The organism is Paracoccus denitrificans (assembly GCF_900100045.1).
Lineage (GTDB): Bacteria > Pseudomonadota > Alphaproteobacteria > Rhodobacterales > Rhodobacteraceae > Paracoccus > Paracoccus denitrificans.
Map to the genome: position 1 here is coordinate 1 of NZ_FNEA01000010.1, position 18,919 is coordinate 18,919.

Below are 18,919 nucleotides of genomic sequence, written 5' to 3' on the forward strand. Positions count from 1 at the left end.
GTGAACCTTGGCCTGACCGTTGCGCAACTGATCGGCGGCGGGCAGGGCCGCGACGTGCTGCGCAACATCGAGAACGTCAACGGTTCGGGCTTCGCCGACCGGCTGACCGGCAATGCCGGGAACAACGTCCTGAACGGCGCTGCCGGCAACGACACGCTGTCGGGCGGAGCCGGCAGAGACCAGTTGTCTGGCGGTGCGGGCGCGGACCGGCTTCTTGGCGGCGCCGGCAACGACACGCTGAACGGTGGTGCGGGGAACGACACGCTGACGGGCGGCGTCGGGGCCGATGTCTTCGTGTTCGCCGTCGGCAATGGCGCGGACCGGATCACCGACTGGCAGGACGGTACGGATGTGATCCGCATCGTCTCGGGCAACTGGCAGGGCGAGCGTTACGACAGCTTCGACGACCTGAGCATCACCCAGTCGGCCGGCAATGCGGTGGTCAGCTTCGGCGGCACCACGATCACGCTGGCCGGGATCGGCAGCGGCCAGCTCGACGCCTCGGATTTCATCTTCGTCTGAGCAAGAAAAAACCCCGCGGGACGCACCCGCGGGGTTCTTCGTTCCGATGGGTGGCCGGATCAGGCCAGGGTGCCGTCGATGCCCTTGCAGGCGGTGACCAGGCCCTTCACCGCATCCACGGACTTGTCGAACATCGCCTGCTCGTCCTTGTCCAGCGTGATGTCGATGACGCGCTCGATGCCGCCGGCGCCGATCACGGTCGGCACGCCGACATAAAGCCCGTCCAGCCCATAGGCGCCCTTCACATAGGCGGCGCAGGGCAGCACGCGCTTCTGGTCCTTGAGATAGGCTTCCGCCATCTCGATGGCCGAGGTGGCGGGCGCATAGAAGGCCGAGCCGGTCTTGAGCAGGCCGACGATCTCGGCGCCGCCGTCGCGGGTGCGCTGCACGATGGCATCCAGTTTTTCCTGCGTGGTCCAGCCCATCTTGACCAGATCGGGCAGGGGGATGCCGCCCACGGTCGAATAGCGGGTCAGCGGCACCATGGTGTCGCCATGGCCGCCCAGCACGAAGGCGGTCACGTCGCGCATCGAGACGCCGAATTCCAGCGACAGGAAGTGCCGGAAGCGGGCCGAATCGAGTACGCCGGCCATGCCGACGACTTTTTCATGCGGCAGGCCGCTGAATTCGCGCAGCGCCCAGACCATGGCGTCCAGCGGGTTGGTGATGCAGATCACGAAGGCGTTCGGGGCATGCTGCTTGATGCCCTCGCCCACGGATTTCATGACCTTGAGGTTGATGCCCAGCAGGTCGTCGCGGCTCATGCCGGGCTTGCGCGGCACACCCGCGGTCACGATGCAGACATCGGCACCGGCGATGTCGGCATAGTCGTTGGCGCCTTTCATGACGGCGTCGAAACCCTCGGACGGGCCCGATTGCGCGATGTCGAGCGCCTTGCCCTGGGGCGTGCCCTCGGCGATGTCGAACAGGACGACGTCGCCCAGCTCCTTCATCGCGGCCAGATGCGCCAGCGTGCCGCCGATCTGTCCCGCACCGATGAGTGCGATCTTGGGTCGGGCCATGTTAACCTCCGATTTCCATGATGGTTCGCGCGGTGGCGTAGTCCCTCGGGATGAGAATCGCAAGCCTTGGCTGCGTGCCGGGCGCAAAATCGGCCGTTGTCAACCGCTAACAGGGCAAACCCGTCCCGCATTGCCGCCGGCCCGGCGCTGGATTAGTCCGGGGTCAGGGACGAAGGAGCGCACCGATGGAGATGCTGGGCTGGGTGCTGGCGGTGATCGCCGCCTTTTCGATCGGGCTGGCCAAGGGGGGGCTGTCCATGGTCGGCACCATCTCGGTCCCGCTGCTGGCGCTGGTCATGTCGCCGGTGCAGGCGGCGGGCATCCTGCTGCCGGTCTATATCATCTCGGACATCGGCGGGCTCATCGCCTTTCGCCGCGATTTCGATCGCCGGGTGCTGCGGACCCTGGTGCCGGGGGCGATCACCGGCATCGGGCTGGGCTGGGCCACGGCGCATCACGTCGACGACGCGCAGGTTGGGCTGATCGTGGGCGTGATCGGCCTGGCCTTCGCACTGAACGCCCTGCTGCGCAGCCGGGTCAGCGCCAGCGCCAAGCCGCCGCGCTGGGGGGCGGGCAGCTTCTGGGGCACGGTCTCGGGCTATACCAGCTTCGTGTCGCATTCCGGGGCGGCGCCCTATCAGGTCTATGCCCAGCCCCTGCGCATGACGCCGATGACCTATGCCGGCACGACGACCATCTTCTTTGCCATCTGCAATGCGGTGAAGCTGATTCCCTATGCCATGCTGGGCCAGCTTTCGGCGCATAACCTGTCGGTGGCCGCGGTGCTGATGGTGCCCGGCGTGCTGGGCGTGCTGGCCGGGTTGTGGCTGGTCAGGCGCATGTCGCCGCGAATCTTCTATGGCTTCATCACCTGGGCGCTGATGCTGGTTTCGGCCCAGCTGATCTGGGACGGGATCTGACGCCGCAGTGCGGCAAATCGGTGCTTGCGATTCGCTTCCTTTCCGGGCAGGTTCGCGCAAGATTATTACGCGAGGCCCCGATGACCCGTCCCTATCGTTCCGTCCTCTACATTCCGGCCGCCAATGCGCGGGCCATGGAAAAGGCCCAGACGCTGGCCGCCGATGCGATCATCTTCGACCTCGAGGACGCCGTGGCGCCTGCCGAGAAGGTGGGCGCACGGGAATTGCTGGCCCGGGCCTTGCAGGCGGATTACGGCGGCCGGGCGCGGATCGTGCGCATCAACGGCATGGACACCGAATGGGGCGAGGGCGATGCCCGCACCTTTGCCGCCGGCGCCGATGCGGTGCTGGTGCCCAAGGTCAGCCGCGGCGCCGATCTTGACCGCGTGGCGGCGCTGGTGCCCGACACGCCGCTCTGGGCGATGATGGAGACGGCCGAGGGCATGCTGAACGCCGCCGAGATCGCCGCCCATCCGCGCTTGCAGGGCATGGTGATGGGCACCAATGATCTGGCCAAGGAACTGAACTCGCGGTTTCGCGCCGACCGGCTGCCGATGATGGCGGGTCTGGGCCTGTGCCTGCTGGCCGCGCGGGCGCATGGCCGCGTCATCGTGGACGGCGTCTTCAACGCCTTCAAGGACGAAGAGGGCCTGCGCGCCGAATGCGAACAGGGCCGCGACATGGGCTTCGACGGCAAGACCCTGATCCATCCGGCGCAACTGGCCGTCGCCAACGAGGTCTTTGCGCCCTCCGAGGCCGAGGTCGATCTCGCCCGCCGCCAGATCGAGGCCTTCGACGAGGCGCAGGCCCAGGGCAAGGGCGTCGCCGTGGTGGATGGCAGGATCGTCGAGAACCTGCATGTCGAGACCGCCCGCGCCACGCTGGCCAAGGCGGCAGCGATTGCCGAACTCGCGGGGTGATGGCAAAGTAAGCGCCATTAACATCCAGCGGAAAGGAATAGCCAGATGTTCATCCTGATCCTTGGCCTCGCACTCTGGTGGGGCGCGCATCTGTTCAAGCGCCTTGCGCCGCAGCGCCGCGCGGTCATGGGCGACCGTGGCAAGGGTGTCGTGGCCGGCCTGCTGGCCTTGTCGGTCGTGCTGATGGTGGTCGGCTACAGGCAGGCGGACGGCCCCTATTGGTGGGGCGCCTCGGCGCCGCTCAAGGGCATCAACAACCTGCTGGTTCTGGTGGCCTTCTACTTCTTCGCGGCCGACGGGATGAAGACCCGGATCACCCGGCACCTCCGCCACCCGCAACTGACCGGCTTTGCCCTGTGGGCCTTTGCGCATCTGGTGCCGAACGGCGACCTGCCCAGTTTCGTGCTGTTCGGCGGGCTGCTCGTCTGGGCGCTGGTCGAGATGGTCGTCATCAACCGCGCGCAGCCGGACTGGACGCCGCCCGCCGGCCCCTTCCCGGCGCGCAAGGAGATCATGGCGGTGGCCGGCGCCGTCGTCGTCCTGCTGGTGGTCGGGCTGATCCACGCCTGGCTCGGCTATAACCCGTTCGGAGGCTGAGATGCCGAAAATCTATCGCCTGCTGACCGAGGACGACACCTCGGCCTTCTGCCACAAGGTCAGCGAGGCGCTGTCCAAGGGCTGGGAACTGCACGGCGGCCCCGCCTACGCCTTTGACGCGGCGCGCGGCGTGATGCGCTGCGCCCAGGCCGTCACCAAGCAGATCGATGCCGATTACCACCCCGAGATGAAGCTGGGCCAGCAATAGGGAACCATCATGAGCAAGACCAATCCGGGCCGTTTCTTCGAGGATTACCGCATCGGCCAGGTGATCCGCCACGCCGTGCCGCGCACCGTGGCCGAGGGCGAGCGCGCGCTTTACCACGCGCTCTATCCGGCCCGGCATGCGCTTTATTCCTCGGACGAGTTCGCGGCGGCCTCGGGGCTGGAAGGCAGCCCGATGGACGATCTGATCGCCTTTCACATCGTCTTCGGCAAGACGGTGCCCGATATCAGCCTGAACGCGGTGGCGAACCTGGGCTATGCCGAGGGGCGCTGGCTGAAGCCGGTCTGGCCGGGCGACACGCTGCGCGCGGAATCCGAGGTGATCGGGCTCAAGGAGAACTCGAACGGCAAGTCCGGCGTGGTCTGGGTCCGCACCCGCGGGCTGAACCAGCTGGACGAGGTGGTGCTGGAATATGTGCGCTGGGTCATGGTGCGCAAGGGCGATGCCGCGGCGCCCGCGCCCGAGCCGGTGGCGCCGGAACTGGCGAAATCGGTCGCGCCCGCCGATCTGGTGCTGCCCGAGGGGCTGGATTTCCTGCAATACGATTTCGACCTGGCCGGCGAGCCGCATCGTTGGGGCGACTACCAGATCGGCGAGGTCATCGACCATGTCGACGGCGTCACCATCGAGGAGGCCGAGCACATGCTGGCCACCCGGCTGTGGCAGAACACCGCCAAGGTGCATTTCGACGCCACCTTCCGCGAGGACGGCCAGCGGCTGATCTATGGCGGCCACGTCATCAGCATGGCCCGCGCGCTCAGCTTCAATGGGCTGGCCAATGCGCAGATGATCGTGGCGCTGAACGGCGGCGCCCATGCCAATCCCTGCTTTGCCGGCGATACGATCCGCGCCTGGTCCGAGGTTCTGGACAAGGCCGACACCCATGCGCCGGGCGTCGGCGCGATCCGGTTGCGGCTGGTGGCGCACAAGGGGCGGGCCGGTGATCACGCCCTGCGCGGCGAGGACGGAAAATACGCCCCGCAGGTGCTGCTGGACCTGGATTACTGGGCCCTGATGCCGAAGTGACCCCTCGGAGGCCCGGCGCCGCCAGCCCCTTGGTCGCGGCGGCGCGGGTGGCGAACATGACAAAATCCCTCGGTTATCCCGGGAAATCGGGTGAGTCCGTCCTGATACCGCAATCATTCGGAGGGGTTTTCGGGCGCATGTGATCACAGCTGCCGTTTGCGTGATCACAAAAATGGAAAATCTGCCGATATCCGCCTTACGTCTGGCATCCGCCCGTGACAGATGCGACAAGACGACTAAAAGCAAACCCAATTTCGGCCAGCCCTCGCCGCCAGCCGTCGCGTGCGGGGCCTGAACGCAGGAGAGCGCATCATGGCTGACGTCAACCGGGGCAACCGGCCACTGTCACCGCATTTGCAGGTCTATCGCCTGCCACTTGCCGCAATCACTTCGATCATGACCCGTATCACCGGCCACGCCCTGGTCGCCGGGATCGTGCTGATCACCTGGTGGCTGGTCGCTGCCGTGACCTCGCCCGGCGCCTTCGCCTGCGCCGACTGGGTGGTGCGGTCCTGGCTGGGCTTCATCATCCTGACCGGCTCGATGTGGGCGCTGTGGTATCACCTGCTCGCCGGGCTGCGCCACCTGTTCTACGACGCCGGCTACGGGCTGGAGATCGAGCAGGCGCACAAGTCGAGCCAGGCGCTGATCGCGGGTTCGGTCGTGCTGGCCGTGCTGACGCTGATCGTCTTTTTCGTGTTCTGAGGAAAGGGCAGGGATCATGCGTTACATCACCCCCCGCAAAGCCGCCGAAGGCCTGGGCTCGGCCCACGAAGGCACCCAGCATCACTGGGCCATGACCGTCTCGGCCGTGGCGCTGACCGTGCTGACGCCGCTGTTCATGATCGTCGTGGCCCGCGCCATCGGCCTGTCGCAGGAACAGTTGCTGGCCTATTTCGGCCGTCCCTTCCCGGCGCTCATCACCGCTCTGTTCGTGATCGTGGGCATGGTCCACTTCATCAAGGGCACGCGGATCATGATCGACGACTATTTCCAGGGTGGCACGCGCAAGGCGGCCATCATCTTTTCCGTCATCTTCGGCTGGGCGGTCATCGCCGCAGCCGTCTATGCGCTGGCCCGGATGGGCCTTGGCGCGATCGTCGTCCTCTGAGGTTCCGCCATGGCTGCTTACAAATACGAAACGCACGAATATGACGTCGTGGTCGTCGGTGCCGGTGGCGCGGGCCTGCGCGCGACGCTGGGCATGGCCGAACAGGGGTTGCGCACCGCCTGCGTGACCAAGGTTTTCCCGACCCGTTCGCACACGGTCGCGGCGCAGGGCGGCATCGCCGCCTCGCTGTCGAACATGGGCCCGGACAACTGGCAGTGGCACATGTATGACACCGTCAAGGGCTCGGACTGGCTGGGCGACACCGACGCCATGGAATACCTGGCGCGCGAGGCCCCCAAGGCGGTCTATGAGCTGGAGCATTACGGCGTGCCCTTCTCGCGCACCGAGGAAGGCAAGATCTATCAGCGCCCCTTCGGCGGCCACACCACCGAGTTCGGCGAAGGCCCGCCGGTGCAGCGCACCTGCGCCGCCGCCGACCGCACCGGCCACGCGATCCTGCACACGCTCTATGGCCAGTCGCTGAAGGAAAAGGCCGAGTTCTTCATCGAATATTTCGCGCTGGACCTGATCATCACCGATGGCGCCTGCACCGGCGTGGTGTGCTGGAAGCTGGACGACGGCACAATCCACGTCTTCAACGCCAAGATGGTGGTGCTGGCGACCGGCGGCTATGGCCGCGCCTATTTCTCGGCGACCTCGGCCCATACCTGCACCGGCGACGGCGGAGGCATGGTGGCACGCGCCGGCTTGCCCCTGCAGGACATGGAGTTCGTGCAGTTCCACCCGACCGGCATCTACGGTTCGGGCTGCCTCATCACCGAAGGCGCGCGCGGCGAGGGCGGCTACCTGACCAACAGCGAGGGTGAGCGCTTCATGGAGCGTTACGCGCCGACCTACAAGGATCTCGCCAGCCGCGACGTGGTCAGCCGCTGCATCACCATCGAGATCCGCGAGGGCCGCGGCGTCGGCCCGCACAAGGATCACATGCACCTGAACCTGATGCACCTGCCGCCGGAAAGCCTGGCCGAGCGGCTGCCGGGCATCTCGGAATCGGCCAAGATCTTTGCCGGCGTGGACGTGACGCGCGAGCCGATCCCGATCCTGCCGACCGTGCATTACAACATGGGCGGCATCCCCACCAACTATTGGGGCGAGGTGCTGAATCCGACGCAGGACAATCCCGACCAGGTCTTCCCTGGCCTGATGGCGGTGGGCGAGGCCGGCTGCGCCTCGGTCCATGGCGCGAACCGGCTGGGCTCGAACTCGCTGATCGACCTCGTGGTCTTTGGCCGTGCCGCCGCGATCCGCGCCGGCCAGGTGATCGACCGCGAGGCGCAGATCCCCACGACCAACAAGGAGCAGGTGGACAAGGCGCTGGACCGTTTCGACCGCATCCGCAATGCCGACGGCTCGGTGTCGACTGCCGATCTGCGGCTTGAGATGCAGCGCACCATGCAGGCCGACGCCGCCGTGTTCCGCACCGACAAGACGCTGGCCGAAGGCGTCGACAAGATGCGGGTGATCGCGGGCAAGCTCAGCGACCTCAAGGTCACGGATCGCAGCCTGATCTGGAACAGCGACCTGATGGAGACGCTGGAACTGACCAACCTGATGCCCAACGCCCTGGCGACCATCGTCGCGGCCGAGGCGCGCAAGGAAAGCCGCGGCGCCCATGCCCATGAAGACTACCCCGAGCGGGATGATGCCAACTGGCGCAAGCACTCGCTTGCCTGGATCGAAGGCAACGATGTTAAACTGGCCTATCGGCCCGTGCATCTCGAACCTCTGACCAGGCAAGACGAAGGCGGGATCGACCTGAAAAAGATCGCACCCAAAGCGAGGGTTTATTGATGCGTCTTCCCCTGATCCTGACCGCCGCCGCGCTGGCCCTTTCGGGCTGCGTGGTCCAGAACCCCGGCATGGCGCCGGTCGCGCCTCTGCCGGTGCCGCAGGTGACGCCGCCGGATGCGGCGATCCGCTCCTCGGCGCGTGTCGTCGTCAACCGCGAGATGGCGCGGCGCCTGCCCGGCGCCAATGTTGCGCCCTATACCGATTGCGTGTTGCAGAACGCCACCTCGGCGGAACTGGCCAGCATCGCCGCTGCCGGTGCGGCAGGGGCTGGGAATGCGGTGGCCGCCATCGTTGGCCGCCCGGCGACCACGCAATGCATCGCCGGTGCCGCGGCGGCGGCCAAGCAGGCCGCCTGATGGCCGGGCGCGGCGCGCTTGGCCTTGGCTTTGCCCCGGCGCTGCTGGGGCTGGCGGCCTGCGCGCCCGCGCCCGTGCGGATTTCGGTCGCAGAGGCCGAACGCCTCTGCATGGTCCAGGCGTTGGACGCCCGGGCACCGCGCACCGAGGTCGGCTTGGGCATCGGCTCGCACGGCTATCGGGGCGGCTTCGTGCGGGTCGACCTGTCCTCGGACCAGATCCTGGGCCGCGATCCGTCCCAGGTCTTCAACGAATGCGTCCGCCGCCGCTCGGGGCAACAGCCTACGCGGCCTCTTTACCAACAACCGGGCTGGAGGGTGAATTGACGCCCTCCGCCCCAGCCACCGCATGACGGCCTAGTCGCAAGATGACGGTCTGACCACCAGGAGTTACCCAATGGTCCAACTTACCCTTCCCAAGAACAGCCGCATGCGGGTCGGCAAGACCTGGCCGAAACCCGAAGGCGCCACGAATGTCCGCCGCTTCAACATCTATCGCTGGGACCCCGATACCGGCGAGAACCCGCGCATCGACACCTATTTCGTCGACATGGACAAATGCGGTCCCATGGTGCTGGACGCGCTGATCAAGATCAAGAACGAGATCGACCCGACGCTGACCTTCCGCCGTTCCTGCCGAGAGGGCATCTGCGGCTCCTGCGCCATGAATATCGACGGCGGCAACCATCTTGCCTGCATCTATGGCATGGATGAGATCAAGGGCGACGTGAACATCTACCCGCTGCCGCATATGCCGGTGGTCAAGGACCTGGTGCCGGACCTGACGCATTTCTATGCCCAGCACGCCTCGGTCCAGCCCTATCTGATCACCGAGACGCCGACCCCCGACAAGGAATGGCGCCAGTCGATCGAAGACCGCAAGAAGCTGGACGGCCTCTACGAATGTGTGATGTGCGCCAGCTGCTCGACCGCCTGTCCCAGCTATTGGTGGAACGGCGATCGCTATCTGGGTCCGGCGGCCTTGTTGCACGCCTATCGCTGGATCATCGACTCGCGCGACGAAGCCACGGGCGAGCGTCTGGACTCGCTTGAGGATCCGTTCAAGCTGTATCGCTGCCACACGATCATGAACTGCACCAACACCTGCCCCAAGGGGCTGAACCCGGCCAAGGCGATCGCCTCGATCAAGCACATGATGGTGGACCGGATCGTCTGATTTGCATGTCGGTCATGGCCGGTATGCCATGATATGCCGTTTGACGCCGCGTCGCAGAGCTGGATTTTTCTGCGGTGCGGCGTTATCTTTTCTGACGGGGAGAGCACACTTCGACCCGGAGATTTTCGGATGAAAACCCTTGCCGAAACGCAAAAACAGACCGCCAAGCTGGCCGTGCTGAAGCCGGCCAAGGCAGAGAGCCACGCGGCGCTGGCCGTGCTGGAGCAGATGTACGGTTATTTCAGCTTCGATCCGATGCCCTTGGAAGCCGACATCCGTCACGCCGCCTGAACGCGGTCTTCTCGCTCGTCATCGCGGGCCTTCCTGCGCGGCTTCGCGGCCGCGCTTTTGTCATTCCCGCAAGGCGTTTGCTTCGCGCTTTCCTGAGTATTTTGGGAACAGAGAAGCCAGGCCCGCCTTTCCGGCTTCTCTGTTCTCCAAATACTCATGCGACAGGGCTGGCGGGCGCGATGCGAACGGCTTGCGATGCCACCGCTGCGCGCATAGCATCGCCCCATGACCCGCATCATTCCCGAAGACGCCGTCGAACGCCGGGCTGTCCGCCCGGTCATCTGCTATCTGAACGAGACGCTGCCCGACCCGGACCTGCCGGGTTTGCAGGCGTTGCGGCTGACCGCCCGCAAGTCCGGCGAATGCCTGGTCCCGCCGCGCGAGGCGCGCTGCTTTCACGTTCCGGCTGGGCATTTCTTTCGCATCACCAGCGTCGAGGGACCGCAGGTTGGCGACCTGAACCTGTGGTCCGCTGCCGATCCGCGCGAGCGGTTCTATTCCGGCAAGACCCGGGCATTGCACGGCACGCATCTGACGCGCGGCGACCGCATGTGGTCGAGCTTTCCCAACCTGCGCCCGATGGCCACGGTGACCGAGGACACGCTGGAATGGTATGGCATCGATGAATACGGCGGCTCGGTCCATGACGTCATCGGGACGCGCTGCGATCCCTATACGCATCGCCTGCTGAGCGGGCAGGACTATCACCATTGCTGCCATTCCAACCTGACCAATGCGCTGATGGCGGAACTGAGCCTTGCCCGAGATGAGGCAGAGCCCTTGGTGCATGACGTGCTGAACGTCTTCATGTGCACCGGCTTCACCCGCGATTCCGGGCAGTATTTCATGAAGGCGAGCCCGGTGCGCCCGGGCGACTACATCGAATTCTTCGCCGAGATCGACCTGATCGGCGGGCTCTCGGCCTGTCCGGGCGGCGATTGCGGCAGCGCGCATTCCAGCGACGCCGCCGCCTGCCACCCGCTGCTGGTCGAGATATTCGCGCCGGCCCGGTCCGCGGCGCGTGCGCAGCCGGGGCCGAGCGCCTATCGCTGGCCCTAGAGCGGGATCGGCTGCATCACCTCGGGCTCGATCACCTGCACGCCCGGCAGGCCGGCCTTCAGCACCTCGGCATCCTGCGCGAGCAGCGGGAAAGTCTTGTAATGGCAGGGGATCACGGTCTTGAAGTCGAAATATTTCCGTGCCGCCCAGGCCGCCCGGTCCATGTCCATGGTGAAATGCCCGCCCGCGCAGAGGATGCCGATGTCGGGCTGGTGATATTCGCCCATCCATTGCATGTCGGCCATGATGTCGGTGTCGCCCGAGACATAGATCACATGGCCCTCGCCGGCGATCATGTAGCCCGACTCGTGGCCGGCATAGACCGGCCCCTCGTTGCCGTCGAAGGACGAGGAATGGCTGGCGTTCACCATCGTCACCTTGGCGCCGCCCAGGTCGACCGTGCCGCCCTTGTTGAAGCCCAGGCCCTCGATGCCCTGATGCGTCTGCCAGGTGTTGATCAGGTCGTAGATGCCGACGACCGGGATCTTCAGTTCACGCGCGATCGAGAGCGTGTCGCCGGTATGGTCGCCATGGCCATGGGTCAGCAGGATATGGGTGGCGCCCTGGATAGCCTCGTCGCGCCTGTCCTCGGGGAACATGGGGTTGCCGGACAGCCAGGGGTCGATCAGGATCACCGCCTGTTCGATCTCCAGCCGAAAGCCGGAATGGCCAAGCCAGGTCAGTTTCATCGGAAGGCTCCTTGTTCTTGCGCTGCCGCATCCTGCCAAGCCGGGGGGCGGGCGTAAAGTTCCGCCTGCGCGGGTGCTTGCCCCGCCCCGGTCACCCCGGTAAAACCCGGCGCAAGCGAAAGGAGCCTCTCATGGCGATCACCGAGGACGAAGCCCGCAAGGTCGCGCATCTGGCGCGGATTGCGGTCAAGGACGCCGACCTGCCCGCGCTGGCGCAGGAGCTGAACGGCATCCTGCATTTCATGGAACAGCTGAACGAGGTCGATGTCGAAGGCGTCCAGCCGATGACCGGCGTCGAGCCGATGCGCCTCAAGCGCCGCCAGGATATCGTCACCGATGGCGAGATGCAGGACCTGATCCTGAAGAACGCGCCCGATGCGCGCGAGGGCTTCTTTGCCGTGCCGAAGGTGGTGGAATGAGCGACCTGAACAAACTGACCATCGCCGCAGCCCGCGACGGGCTGCGCAAGGGCGATTTCACCAGCGCTGAACTGACCGAGACCTGCCTGGTCGCCATCGAGGCTGCCGGTGCGCTGAACGCCTGGTGCCACAAGACCCCGGAAAAGGCGCGCGAGATGGCGGCCGCGGCCGACAAGCGCATCGCCGCGGGTGACGCGCCCGCCATGTGCGGCATTCCGCTGGGCATCAAGGATCTGTTCTGCACCCGCGACGTGCCGTCGCAGGCGGCCAGCCGCATTCTCGACGGTTTCCTGCCGCAATATGAATCGACCGTGACCCAGAACCTGTGGGATGCGGGCGCGGTGATGCTGGGCAAGCTCAGCATGGACGAATTCGCCATGGGTTCGTCGAACGAAAGCGCCTGCTATGGCCCGGTGGTCAATCCGTGGAAGGTAGACGACCGGCAGTTGACGCCTGGCGGATCCTCGGGCGGCTCGGCGGCGGCGGTGGCGGCCGACCTGTGCCTGGCCGCGACCGGCACGGATACCGGCGGCTCGATCCGCCAGCCGGCGGCCTTTACCGGCACGGTCGGGCTGAAGCCGACCTATGGCCGGGTCAGCCGCTGGGGCGTGATCGCATTCGCCAGCTCGCTGGATCAGGCCGGGCCGATGACCAAGACGGTGCGCGACGCGGCGATCATGCTGGGCGCCATGGCCTCGGTCGATGCCAAGGATTCGACCAGCGCCGAGCGCGCGGTGCCGGATTACGAGGCGGCGCTGACCGGCGACATTCGCGGCCGTCGCATCGGCATTCCGCGCGAATACCGCATGGAGGGCATGTCGGACGAGATCGACGCGCTTTGGCACAAGGCGGCCGAGATGCTGCGCGACGCCGGCGCCGAGGTGGTGGACATCACCCTGCCGCATACGAAATACGCGCTGCCGGCCTATTACGTCATCGCGCCGGCCGAGGCTTCCTCGAACCTCGCGCGCTATGACGGGGTGCGCTATGGCCGCCGCGCCAGGCTGGGGGCGGGTGACGGCGTGGTCGAGATGTATGAAAAGACCCGTGCCGAGGGTTTCGGCCCCGAGGTGCAGCGCCGGGTGATGATCGGAACCTATGTGCTGTCGGCGGGCTTTTACGACGCCTATTACAACCGTGCCCGCAAGGTCCGCGCGCTGATCAAGCGCGACTTCGACCAGGTCTTTGCCGACGGTATCGACGCCATCCTGACGCCCGCCACCCCCAGCGCAGCCTTTGGCCTGGGAGAGATGTCGGGCAAGGATCCGGTCGAGATGTATCTCAACGACGTCTTTACCGTCACGGTGAACCTGGCTGGGTTGCCGGGGATTTCGGTGCCGGTGGGGCTGGACCGCCAAGGTCTGCCGCTGGGCATGCAGCTGATCGGCCGTCCCTGGGACGAAGGCGGGCTCTTGAACCTTGCGCAAAGCCTCGAATCTGCGGCAGGGTTTACGGCGAAACCCTCGCGCTGGTGGTAACCGGCTTCAAACGGGAGAGACCGATGCGGAACCTGGCGATCCTTGCGGTGCTTGGCCTTGCTGCCTGTGGCGAGAATACGGGCTGGAACCCGAATTACAGCGCCATGCACAACGGCTCGCCCTATGCCGAATACCTGCAGGCGCGCGAGGTCGCGCTGCATGGCAAGGGCCCGGTGCCGACCGCCATTCCCGTGCAATTGCCGGCGCAGGCGCCGACCGCTGCCGATATCGCCGGGACGCCGGCCAAAAAGCAGCCGGCTCAGGCCGCGGCGCCTGCCGCGCCGGTCAGGGCGCAGGCCGTCCCACCCTCGCTCTTGCGGTACGCACAGCAGGAAACGCAGGCGCCGGGCACGCGGAAATATCAGCGCAGCGGCGGTTCCGAATCGGCGGCGGCACGGGCCTGTCGCAGCTATGGCAGCGCCGATGCGGCGCAAAGCGCCTTTATCTCGGCGGGCGGGCCGGTGATCGACCCGGGCGGGCTGGACCCGGACGGTGACGGCTTCGTCTGCGGCTGGGACCCGCGCCCGCTGCGCCAGTCGGGGCTTTGAGCCCTTCGCCCAATCACGGCGACCGGCGCGGGCAGCGGCCTTCGCTGGTCGTGATCCATTACACCGGCATGGCGGATGGGCCTTCGGCCCGCGCCCGGCTTTGCGATCCCGAAGCCGAGGTCAGCGCGCATTGGCTGGTCCATGAGGACGGGCTGACCGAGGCGCTGGTGCCCGAGGACCGCCGCGCCTGGCATGCGGGCGCCGGGTCCTGGCAGGGGTGCGAGGACGTGAACTCGCGCAGCATCGGCATCGAGTTGGCCAATCCGGGCGACCGGCCCTTCCCCGAGCCGCAGATGGCGGCACTGGAGGCGCTGCTGCGCGGCATCATGGCGCGCTGGCCGATCGGGCCAGAGGGCGTGATCGGCCATTCCGACATGGCGCCGGGGCGCAAGATCGACCCCGGTCCGCGTTTCGACTGGCGGCGGCTGGCCTTGCAGGGATTGGCGGTCTGGCCGGAGGGTGAGGGTCGCGACCTGTCGCTGGCCGAAAGCCTGAGCCGCATCGGCTATGCGAAGGAACCGGCCCAGCTTGCGGCTTTTCGCCTGCGCTTCCGTCCCTGGGCCGAAGGCCCCGAAGATGCCACGGATCGGCGGCTGGCCGCGGCTTTGGCCTATCGGTCGTAGAGCGCCTCGATTCGCAGGGCTTCCTCGGCCAGGCCATAGGGCGGGTTCAGCACGACCATGCCCGAGCCGACCATGCCATGTCCGGGCCGTGCCGGCGGGAAACGCACTTCGGAAACCAGTGCCTCGGGGTGGTTGCGGCGCAAAGCCTCGACCATCGGCGCATGGCGAAGGTCGGTCAGGATCGGATACCACAGTACGATCACGCCCACGTTCCATTTGCGCGCCAGCTTGGCGATTTGGCGGGGGATGGCGTCGTAATCGGCCTTGACCTCATAGCTGGGGTCGATCAGCAGCAGCCCCCGGCGCGGGGTGGGCGGGCAGATTGCCTGCGCCATCTGGAAGCCGTCCTGTCGGTGCAGATGCGCAAAGCCGGCGATCTCGGCCAAAGCCTCGTGCTCGGCCGGGTGCAGTTCGGCCAGATGCGCCACGTCGCCCGGTCGCAGGAAATGCCGTGCGATCAACGGTGATCCGGGATAGGCCGAGGCGCCATGGCGGGCGCGCACCGCATCCAGCGCAAGGCACAGCGGATGATCGGCCGGCAGCCAGTTTTCGGCAAGGGCGCGGGTGATGCCCGCCGCCGCCTCGCCGGTCTTGTCGGCCTCGGGCGACGACAGGTCGTAAAGGCCGCGGCCGGCATGGGTTTCCAGGTAGCTCAGCGGCTTCGGCTTGGCGGTCAGGTAAGCCAGAATCGACGCGAGAAGCGCGTGCTTGTACAGGTCGGCCAGATTCCCGGCGTGATAGGCGTGCTGATAGGACAACATGTCCCGCGATTAACCCGATGGGCCGGAAATGAAAAGCGGCGGTGCCCAGGGAGGAGGAGGGGGCACCGCCGCGCAACGCTGGCCCAGGGAGGAGGAGGGGCCGCGTATGGGGTGCGGCAATGGCAGGGAGGAGGAGGCCATTACCGCGTGCTGACGATCCCAGGGAGGAGGAGAGGACCGTCGCATTCCGTTCCGCCTTGCGGCGGTATTTCTTGGCGGCACCCTCAGGGAGGAGGAGGGAGGGTGCCGCCTGAACCGGGAAGCCCAGGGAGGAGGAGGGGCTTCACCGTATCGGTTTGGCGGCGCCTCCGGGAGGAGGAGAGAGGCGGCCGCCGGAACCGCGAGACCCAGGGAGGAGGAGGGGTCTCGCCGTATGGGGTGGCGGCATCCCCAGGGAGGAGGAGGGGGAGCCGCCTGGAACGCGAAGCCTGAGGGAGGAGGAACAGACTTCGCCGTATCTGAGCGGCGGCATCCTCAGGGAGGAGGAGGGAGGATGCCGCCTGAACCCGGACCCAAGGGAGGAGGAGTGGGTCGGGTGTTCTATTCGCTTACTTCTTTCCCCAGGCGGCTTCGTAAGCCACGCTGCGGATATTGCCGCGGTTCAGGCCCAGATCGGCCAGATCGCGGTTGGACAGTTCGCCCAGTTCGCGCAGGGTCTGACGATAGACCGCGCGGCGGGCCATGTTCTCACGGACGTTGGCCACGAATTTCGCGATCGCGCCGTTGCCGGCGATGTCGTTGCGGTGCATACCGCCATGGATCAGATCGAGAACAGCCATTTCATACACTCTTTTTCGTCTTGCGGATGGCGCGGTCGGTTTTCCCTGTCGCGCTGTTGAGACGAACATGGTCCCTTTTCTGCATCTGCACAATGGTCGAGGCCGAGATGCTGCTATGCAGAATCGGCATGGCTGTTTCTGGGACACCGTTACAAAGCGTTAATAAACCGTGAGTTTTTCAGATCTTGCGCAGTCTCTTCCAAGTTTCTCTAGCAAATGGGTCGTATTTTACGCGGGGTCACAGGGGGTTAGCGGTATCAGCCTTTTTGCCCGGGTTGCCGACCCCGGCACGAATTGCCATGCTGTGGACGCTTCGATCTGGGGGTAGCGATGACGATATCACGCGAACGTGTGCTTGAGGAACTTGCGCGGATCGCAGTTCCGGGGGGCGGAAACCTGGTTTCCGCCGATCTGGTGCGCGCGCTCAGCGTCGAATCGGGCGTGGTGCGATTCGTCATCGAGGCGGCCGATGCCGCCGCCCGCTCTCTCGGTCCGGTCGAGGCCGAGGCGCAGCGTGCGCTTTCGGCCCTGCCGGGGGTCGAGAAGGTGCAGATCGTCACCACCGCTCCGACCGTGCCGCGCGGCGCGGCGCCGCAGGTGACGGCGCGTTCGGGCGGCGAGGGGGCTCCGCCCAGCCTGAAGATCGGCCGCCACCCGACGCCCCAGGCGGGACCGGCCCCGGTCAGCGGCGTGGCGCGCATCCTCGCCATCGGTTCGGGCAAGGGCGGGGTCGGCAAATCGACGCTGACCTCGAACCTCGCGGTGGCGCTGGCGCGCAAGGGGCGCCGGGTCGGCTTGCTGGATGCCGATATATACGGTCCCTCGCAGCCGCGGATGCTGGGCCTGACCGGGCAGCGCCCGACCAGCGACGGCCAGATGATCGAGCCGCTGCACGCCCATGGCGTCACCGTCATGTCGCTGGGCCTGATGATGAAGGAAGGCGAGGCGGTGGTCTGGCGCGGCCCGATGCTGATGGGCGCGTTGCAGCAGATGCTCAACCAGGTGAAATGGGGCGAGCTGGACGTGCTGCTGGTCGACCTGCCGCCCGGCACCGGCGACGTGCAGCTGTCGCTGTGCCAGAAGGCGCAGGTCAGCGGGGCGATCATCGTCTCGACCCCGCAGGACGTGGCGCTGATCGACGCCCGCCGCGCCATCGACATGTTCGACAAGCTCAAGACCCCGGTGCTGGGGCTGGTCGAAAACATGTCCACCTATATCTGCCCGAATTGCGGCCATGAGGCGCATCTGTTCGGCCATGGCGGCGTCGCCGCCGAGGCCGCGGCGCTGGGGCTGCCTTTCCTGGGCGAGATCCCCCTGAACCTCGACCTGCGGCTGTCGGGCGATGCGGGCACGCCGATCGCGGCCGGCGACGGCCCGGTGGCGCAATCCTTTGCCCGGCTGGCCGAGCGGCTGATCGACGGCGGCATGGCCTGACTCGGCCTTGCGGACCCGTTCGGGAAAGCACGGGAACGGGTCGGGGAAAACATGGGAACAACCCCAAAATTCCGAATCACCACGCCGTGATTGCCTGTGACCGGCACCCGAATCGGCGATTCTCTTCCTTCCTCTTGCGGTAGAAAGCCCCGCCCCGGGCGGGCGCGGGACGATTCTGGGAAATGGTGGGATTTATTTGCCACATTGTGGCTGGCTACTACATTTAGTGGCGGCGCTCTCTCGATATTCGATACCTTCCCCTGGAGTAGCGCCGGCGTGAACCCGTTCGACCCGCATTCGCTGGCGAGAGCCCGCCTGTGCTCGTGCTTTGCCCAAACAAATCCATTGCGTCCCGTAAATTCCCATGGCATCCCTTTGATCACGGAACGGGCTAACAGGGGCGCCAAGACCCCAAAAGGCGACAAGCAGCTTTCATACAGGCAACCCGCTTCCGAAACGACCTCTGCGGCGCGTGAGCAGCACCTCCCCCAGGTGGCGCGGAACGCAGGGCGCGATCCCCGAAACTACGGGGCCCAGAGATGGGAACGAGGGCGGCGGATCGGGCAGTGGCAGCAGCCCGGTCCGCCTTTCCTTTTCGGGCAAACCGGAAAGGCCGGGACAGTGGAAGGAGCGCGGGCCCTTGGCACGCAGGTTCAGAGGCTCGGAAGAGGTCAAGGTGGACGCGAAAGGCCGCGTTTCCATCCCGGCCAAGTTCCGCCGGGTCTTCGAGGCATCCGATCCCGACTGGCAGGCCGGCAAGCGTGCGCAGCTGGTCATCGTCTACGGCACCCGGGACTGGAACTGGCTGCAGCTTTTCACCATCCAGGCGATGGAAGAGATCGAGGACGGCATCGCCGCCATGCCGCGCGGCTCGGCCGCCCGCAACCTTCTGGAAAACATCTATCAGGGCCATGCCGACGAGGCCGAGATCGACGGTGACGGCCGTCTGGTCCTGCCGCAGAAGCTGCGCGAGAAGATCGGGCTGACCGACAGCGCCTTCTTCATCTCGGCCGGCGACAGCCTGAAGGTCTGGACCCCCGAGGCCTATGCCGAGGAAGAGCGCGCGCTGGAGGCCCGCGTGCCCGAACTGGAGCCGGGCGCCGATCCCTTGTCGCTGCTGGCCCCCGCCACTGCGAGGGACGAGGGTTAG

24 protein-coding genes are annotated in these 18,919 nt (G+C 66.4%); 20 read left to right on the top strand and 4 right to left on the bottom strand.

The window, feature by feature from the left end; translation table 11 throughout:
• Window positions 1-522, top strand: a 522-nt coding sequence (locus tag BLT64_RS10140) for a calcium-binding protein (protein WP_367888671.1), incomplete at its 5' end; no start/stop codon positions are given.
• Between the two features lie 59 nt (window positions 523-581).
• On the opposite strand, the gene mdh is transcribed toward BLT64_RS10140, so the two are convergent.
• Window positions 582-1,544: a malate dehydrogenase gene (mdh, locus tag BLT64_RS10145; RefSeq protein ID WP_011746906.1), complete on the bottom strand. Its 963-nt coding sequence runs from the start codon at window positions 1,542-1,544 to the stop codon at window positions 582-584.
• A gap of 185 nt (window positions 1,545-1,729) precedes the next feature.
• On the opposite strand from mdh, the gene BLT64_RS10150 reads away from it, so the two are divergent.
• The 13 genes from BLT64_RS10150 to BLT64_RS10205 all read left to right on the top strand — a co-directional run bounded on the left by BLT64_RS10150 (window position 1,730) and on the right by BLT64_RS10205 (window position 11,038).
• Window positions 1,730-2,464, top strand: coding sequence for a sulfite exporter TauE/SafE family protein (locus BLT64_RS10150; RefSeq protein WP_011746907.1), 735 nt, complete (start codon window positions 1,730-1,732; stop codon window positions 2,462-2,464).
• An 80-nt stretch (window positions 2,465-2,544) separates the two neighbouring features.
• Window positions 2,545-3,384 (top strand): HpcH/HpaI aldolase/citrate lyase family protein, encoded by an 840-nt coding sequence (locus BLT64_RS10155; RefSeq protein ID WP_011746908.1) that lies wholly within the window; start codon window positions 2,545-2,547, stop codon window positions 3,382-3,384.
• 45 nt (window positions 3,385-3,429) lie between these two features.
• Complete coding sequence (locus BLT64_RS10160) at window positions 3,430-3,981, top strand: NnrU family protein (RefSeq protein WP_011746909.1); 552 nt, start codon at window positions 3,430-3,432, stop codon at window positions 3,979-3,981.
• Window position 3,982: 1 nt separating this feature from the next.
• Window positions 3,983-4,189 carry a DUF1737 domain-containing protein gene (locus BLT64_RS10165; RefSeq protein ID WP_011746910.1) on the top strand — a complete coding sequence of 69 codons (207 nt, stop codon included), beginning with the start codon at window positions 3,983-3,985 and terminating at the stop codon, window positions 4,187-4,189.
• Between the two features lie 9 nt (window positions 4,190-4,198).
• The gene (locus BLT64_RS10170; protein ID WP_011746911.1) at window positions 4,199-5,233 is read left to right on the top strand and encodes a MaoC family dehydratase; all 1,035 of its coding nucleotides are present in this window, start codon (window positions 4,199-4,201) and stop codon (window positions 5,231-5,233) included.
• A 312-nt stretch (window positions 5,234-5,545) separates the two neighbouring features.
• Entirely contained in the window at window positions 5,546-5,938 is a 393-nt protein-coding gene (gene sdhC, locus BLT64_RS10175) for a succinate dehydrogenase, cytochrome b556 subunit (RefSeq protein ID WP_011746912.1), read from the top strand.
• 16 nt (window positions 5,939-5,954) lie between these two features.
• Entirely contained in the window at window positions 5,955-6,344 is a 390-nt protein-coding gene (gene sdhD, locus BLT64_RS10180) for a succinate dehydrogenase, hydrophobic membrane anchor protein (RefSeq protein WP_011746913.1), read from the top strand.
• A gap of 9 nt (window positions 6,345-6,353) precedes the next feature.
• The gene (gene sdhA, locus BLT64_RS10185) at window positions 6,354-8,156 is read left to right on the top strand and encodes a succinate dehydrogenase flavoprotein subunit (RefSeq protein WP_011746914.1); all 1,803 of its coding nucleotides are present in this window, start codon (window positions 6,354-6,356) and stop codon (window positions 8,154-8,156) included.
• Window positions 8,156-8,512: a hypothetical protein gene (locus tag BLT64_RS10190; RefSeq protein WP_011746915.1), complete on the top strand. Its 357-nt coding sequence runs from the start codon at window positions 8,156-8,158 to the stop codon at window positions 8,510-8,512. The genes sdhA and BLT64_RS10190 overlap by 1 nt, the downstream gene beginning before the upstream one ends.
• Window positions 8,512-8,838, top strand: coding sequence for a hypothetical protein (locus BLT64_RS10195; RefSeq protein ID WP_011746916.1), 327 nt, complete (start codon window positions 8,512-8,514; stop codon window positions 8,836-8,838). Before BLT64_RS10190 ends, BLT64_RS10195 begins: the two co-directional genes overlap by 1 nt.
• Window positions 8,839-8,908: 70 nt before the next feature.
• Window positions 8,909-9,688 (top strand): succinate dehydrogenase iron-sulfur subunit, encoded by a 780-nt coding sequence (locus BLT64_RS10200; protein WP_011746917.1) that lies wholly within the window; start codon window positions 8,909-8,911, stop codon window positions 9,686-9,688.
• Window positions 9,689-9,817: 129 nt separating this feature from the next.
• The gene (locus tag BLT64_RS26820; protein WP_157137424.1) at window positions 9,818-9,979 is read left to right on the top strand and encodes a hypothetical protein; all 162 of its coding nucleotides are present in this window, start codon (window positions 9,818-9,820) and stop codon (window positions 9,977-9,979) included.
• A gap of 225 nt (window positions 9,980-10,204) precedes the next feature.
• Window positions 10,205-11,038, top strand: coding sequence for an urea carboxylase-associated family protein (locus BLT64_RS10205; protein WP_011746918.1), 834 nt, complete (start codon window positions 10,205-10,207; stop codon window positions 11,036-11,038).
• Here BLT64_RS10205 and BLT64_RS10210 read toward each other — a convergent pair.
• On the bottom strand, window positions 11,035-11,727 hold the full coding sequence (locus BLT64_RS10210; RefSeq protein ID WP_011746919.1) for a metal-dependent hydrolase: 693 nt from the start codon (window positions 11,725-11,727) through the stop codon (window positions 11,035-11,037). The genes BLT64_RS10205 and BLT64_RS10210 overlap by 4 nt on opposite strands.
• A 131-nt stretch (window positions 11,728-11,858) precedes the next feature.
• Between BLT64_RS10210 and gatC the strand changes: the two genes are divergently transcribed.
• Genes gatC through BLT64_RS10230 form a run of 4 tightly spaced genes read left to right on the top strand, consistent with a single transcriptional unit; the run spans window position 11,859 to window position 14,795 of the window.
• A complete protein-coding gene (gatC, locus tag BLT64_RS10215) occupies window positions 11,859-12,146 on the top strand; it encodes an Asp-tRNA(Asn)/Glu-tRNA(Gln) amidotransferase subunit GatC (protein ID WP_011746920.1) in 288 nt (95 codons plus the stop codon).
• Window positions 12,143-13,624, top strand: coding sequence for an Asp-tRNA(Asn)/Glu-tRNA(Gln) amidotransferase subunit GatA (gatA, locus tag BLT64_RS10220; RefSeq protein ID WP_011746921.1), 1,482 nt, complete (start codon window positions 12,143-12,145; stop codon window positions 13,622-13,624). Before gatC ends, gatA begins: the two co-directional genes overlap by 4 nt.
• 23 nt (window positions 13,625-13,647) lie before the next feature.
• Window positions 13,648-14,172, top strand: coding sequence for a hypothetical protein (locus BLT64_RS10225; protein ID WP_011746922.1), 525 nt, complete (start codon window positions 13,648-13,650; stop codon window positions 14,170-14,172).
• Window positions 14,169-14,795: an N-acetylmuramoyl-L-alanine amidase gene (locus BLT64_RS10230; protein WP_011746923.1), complete on the top strand. Its 627-nt coding sequence runs from the start codon at window positions 14,169-14,171 to the stop codon at window positions 14,793-14,795. The genes BLT64_RS10225 and BLT64_RS10230 overlap by 4 nt, the downstream gene beginning before the upstream one ends.
• Here the strand turns inward: BLT64_RS10230 and BLT64_RS10235 are convergent.
• Both BLT64_RS10235 and BLT64_RS10240 read right to left on the bottom strand, forming a co-directional pair.
• A complete protein-coding gene (locus tag BLT64_RS10235; RefSeq protein ID WP_011746924.1) occupies window positions 14,783-15,556 on the bottom strand; it encodes a 23S rRNA (adenine(2030)-N(6))-methyltransferase RlmJ in 774 nt (257 codons plus the stop codon). The two genes, BLT64_RS10230 and BLT64_RS10235, sit on opposite strands and share 13 nt — an antisense overlap.
• A gap of 548 nt (window positions 15,557-16,104) precedes the next feature.
• Complete coding sequence (locus tag BLT64_RS10240) at window positions 16,105-16,335, bottom strand: DUF1127 domain-containing protein (RefSeq protein ID WP_041529762.1); 231 nt, start codon at window positions 16,333-16,335, stop codon at window positions 16,105-16,107.
• A gap of 330 nt (window positions 16,336-16,665) precedes the next feature.
• Between BLT64_RS10240 and BLT64_RS10245 the strand changes: the two genes are divergently transcribed.
• On the top strand, window positions 16,666-17,769 hold the full coding sequence (locus BLT64_RS10245) for an Mrp/NBP35 family ATP-binding protein (protein WP_011746926.1): 1,104 nt from the start codon (window positions 16,666-16,668) through the stop codon (window positions 17,767-17,769).
• A 640-nt stretch (window positions 17,770-18,409) separates the two neighbouring features.
• Window positions 18,410-18,919, top strand: a complete 510-nt coding sequence (gene mraZ, locus BLT64_RS10250; RefSeq protein ID WP_011746927.1) for a division/cell wall cluster transcriptional repressor MraZ — start codon at window positions 18,410-18,412, stop codon at window positions 18,917-18,919.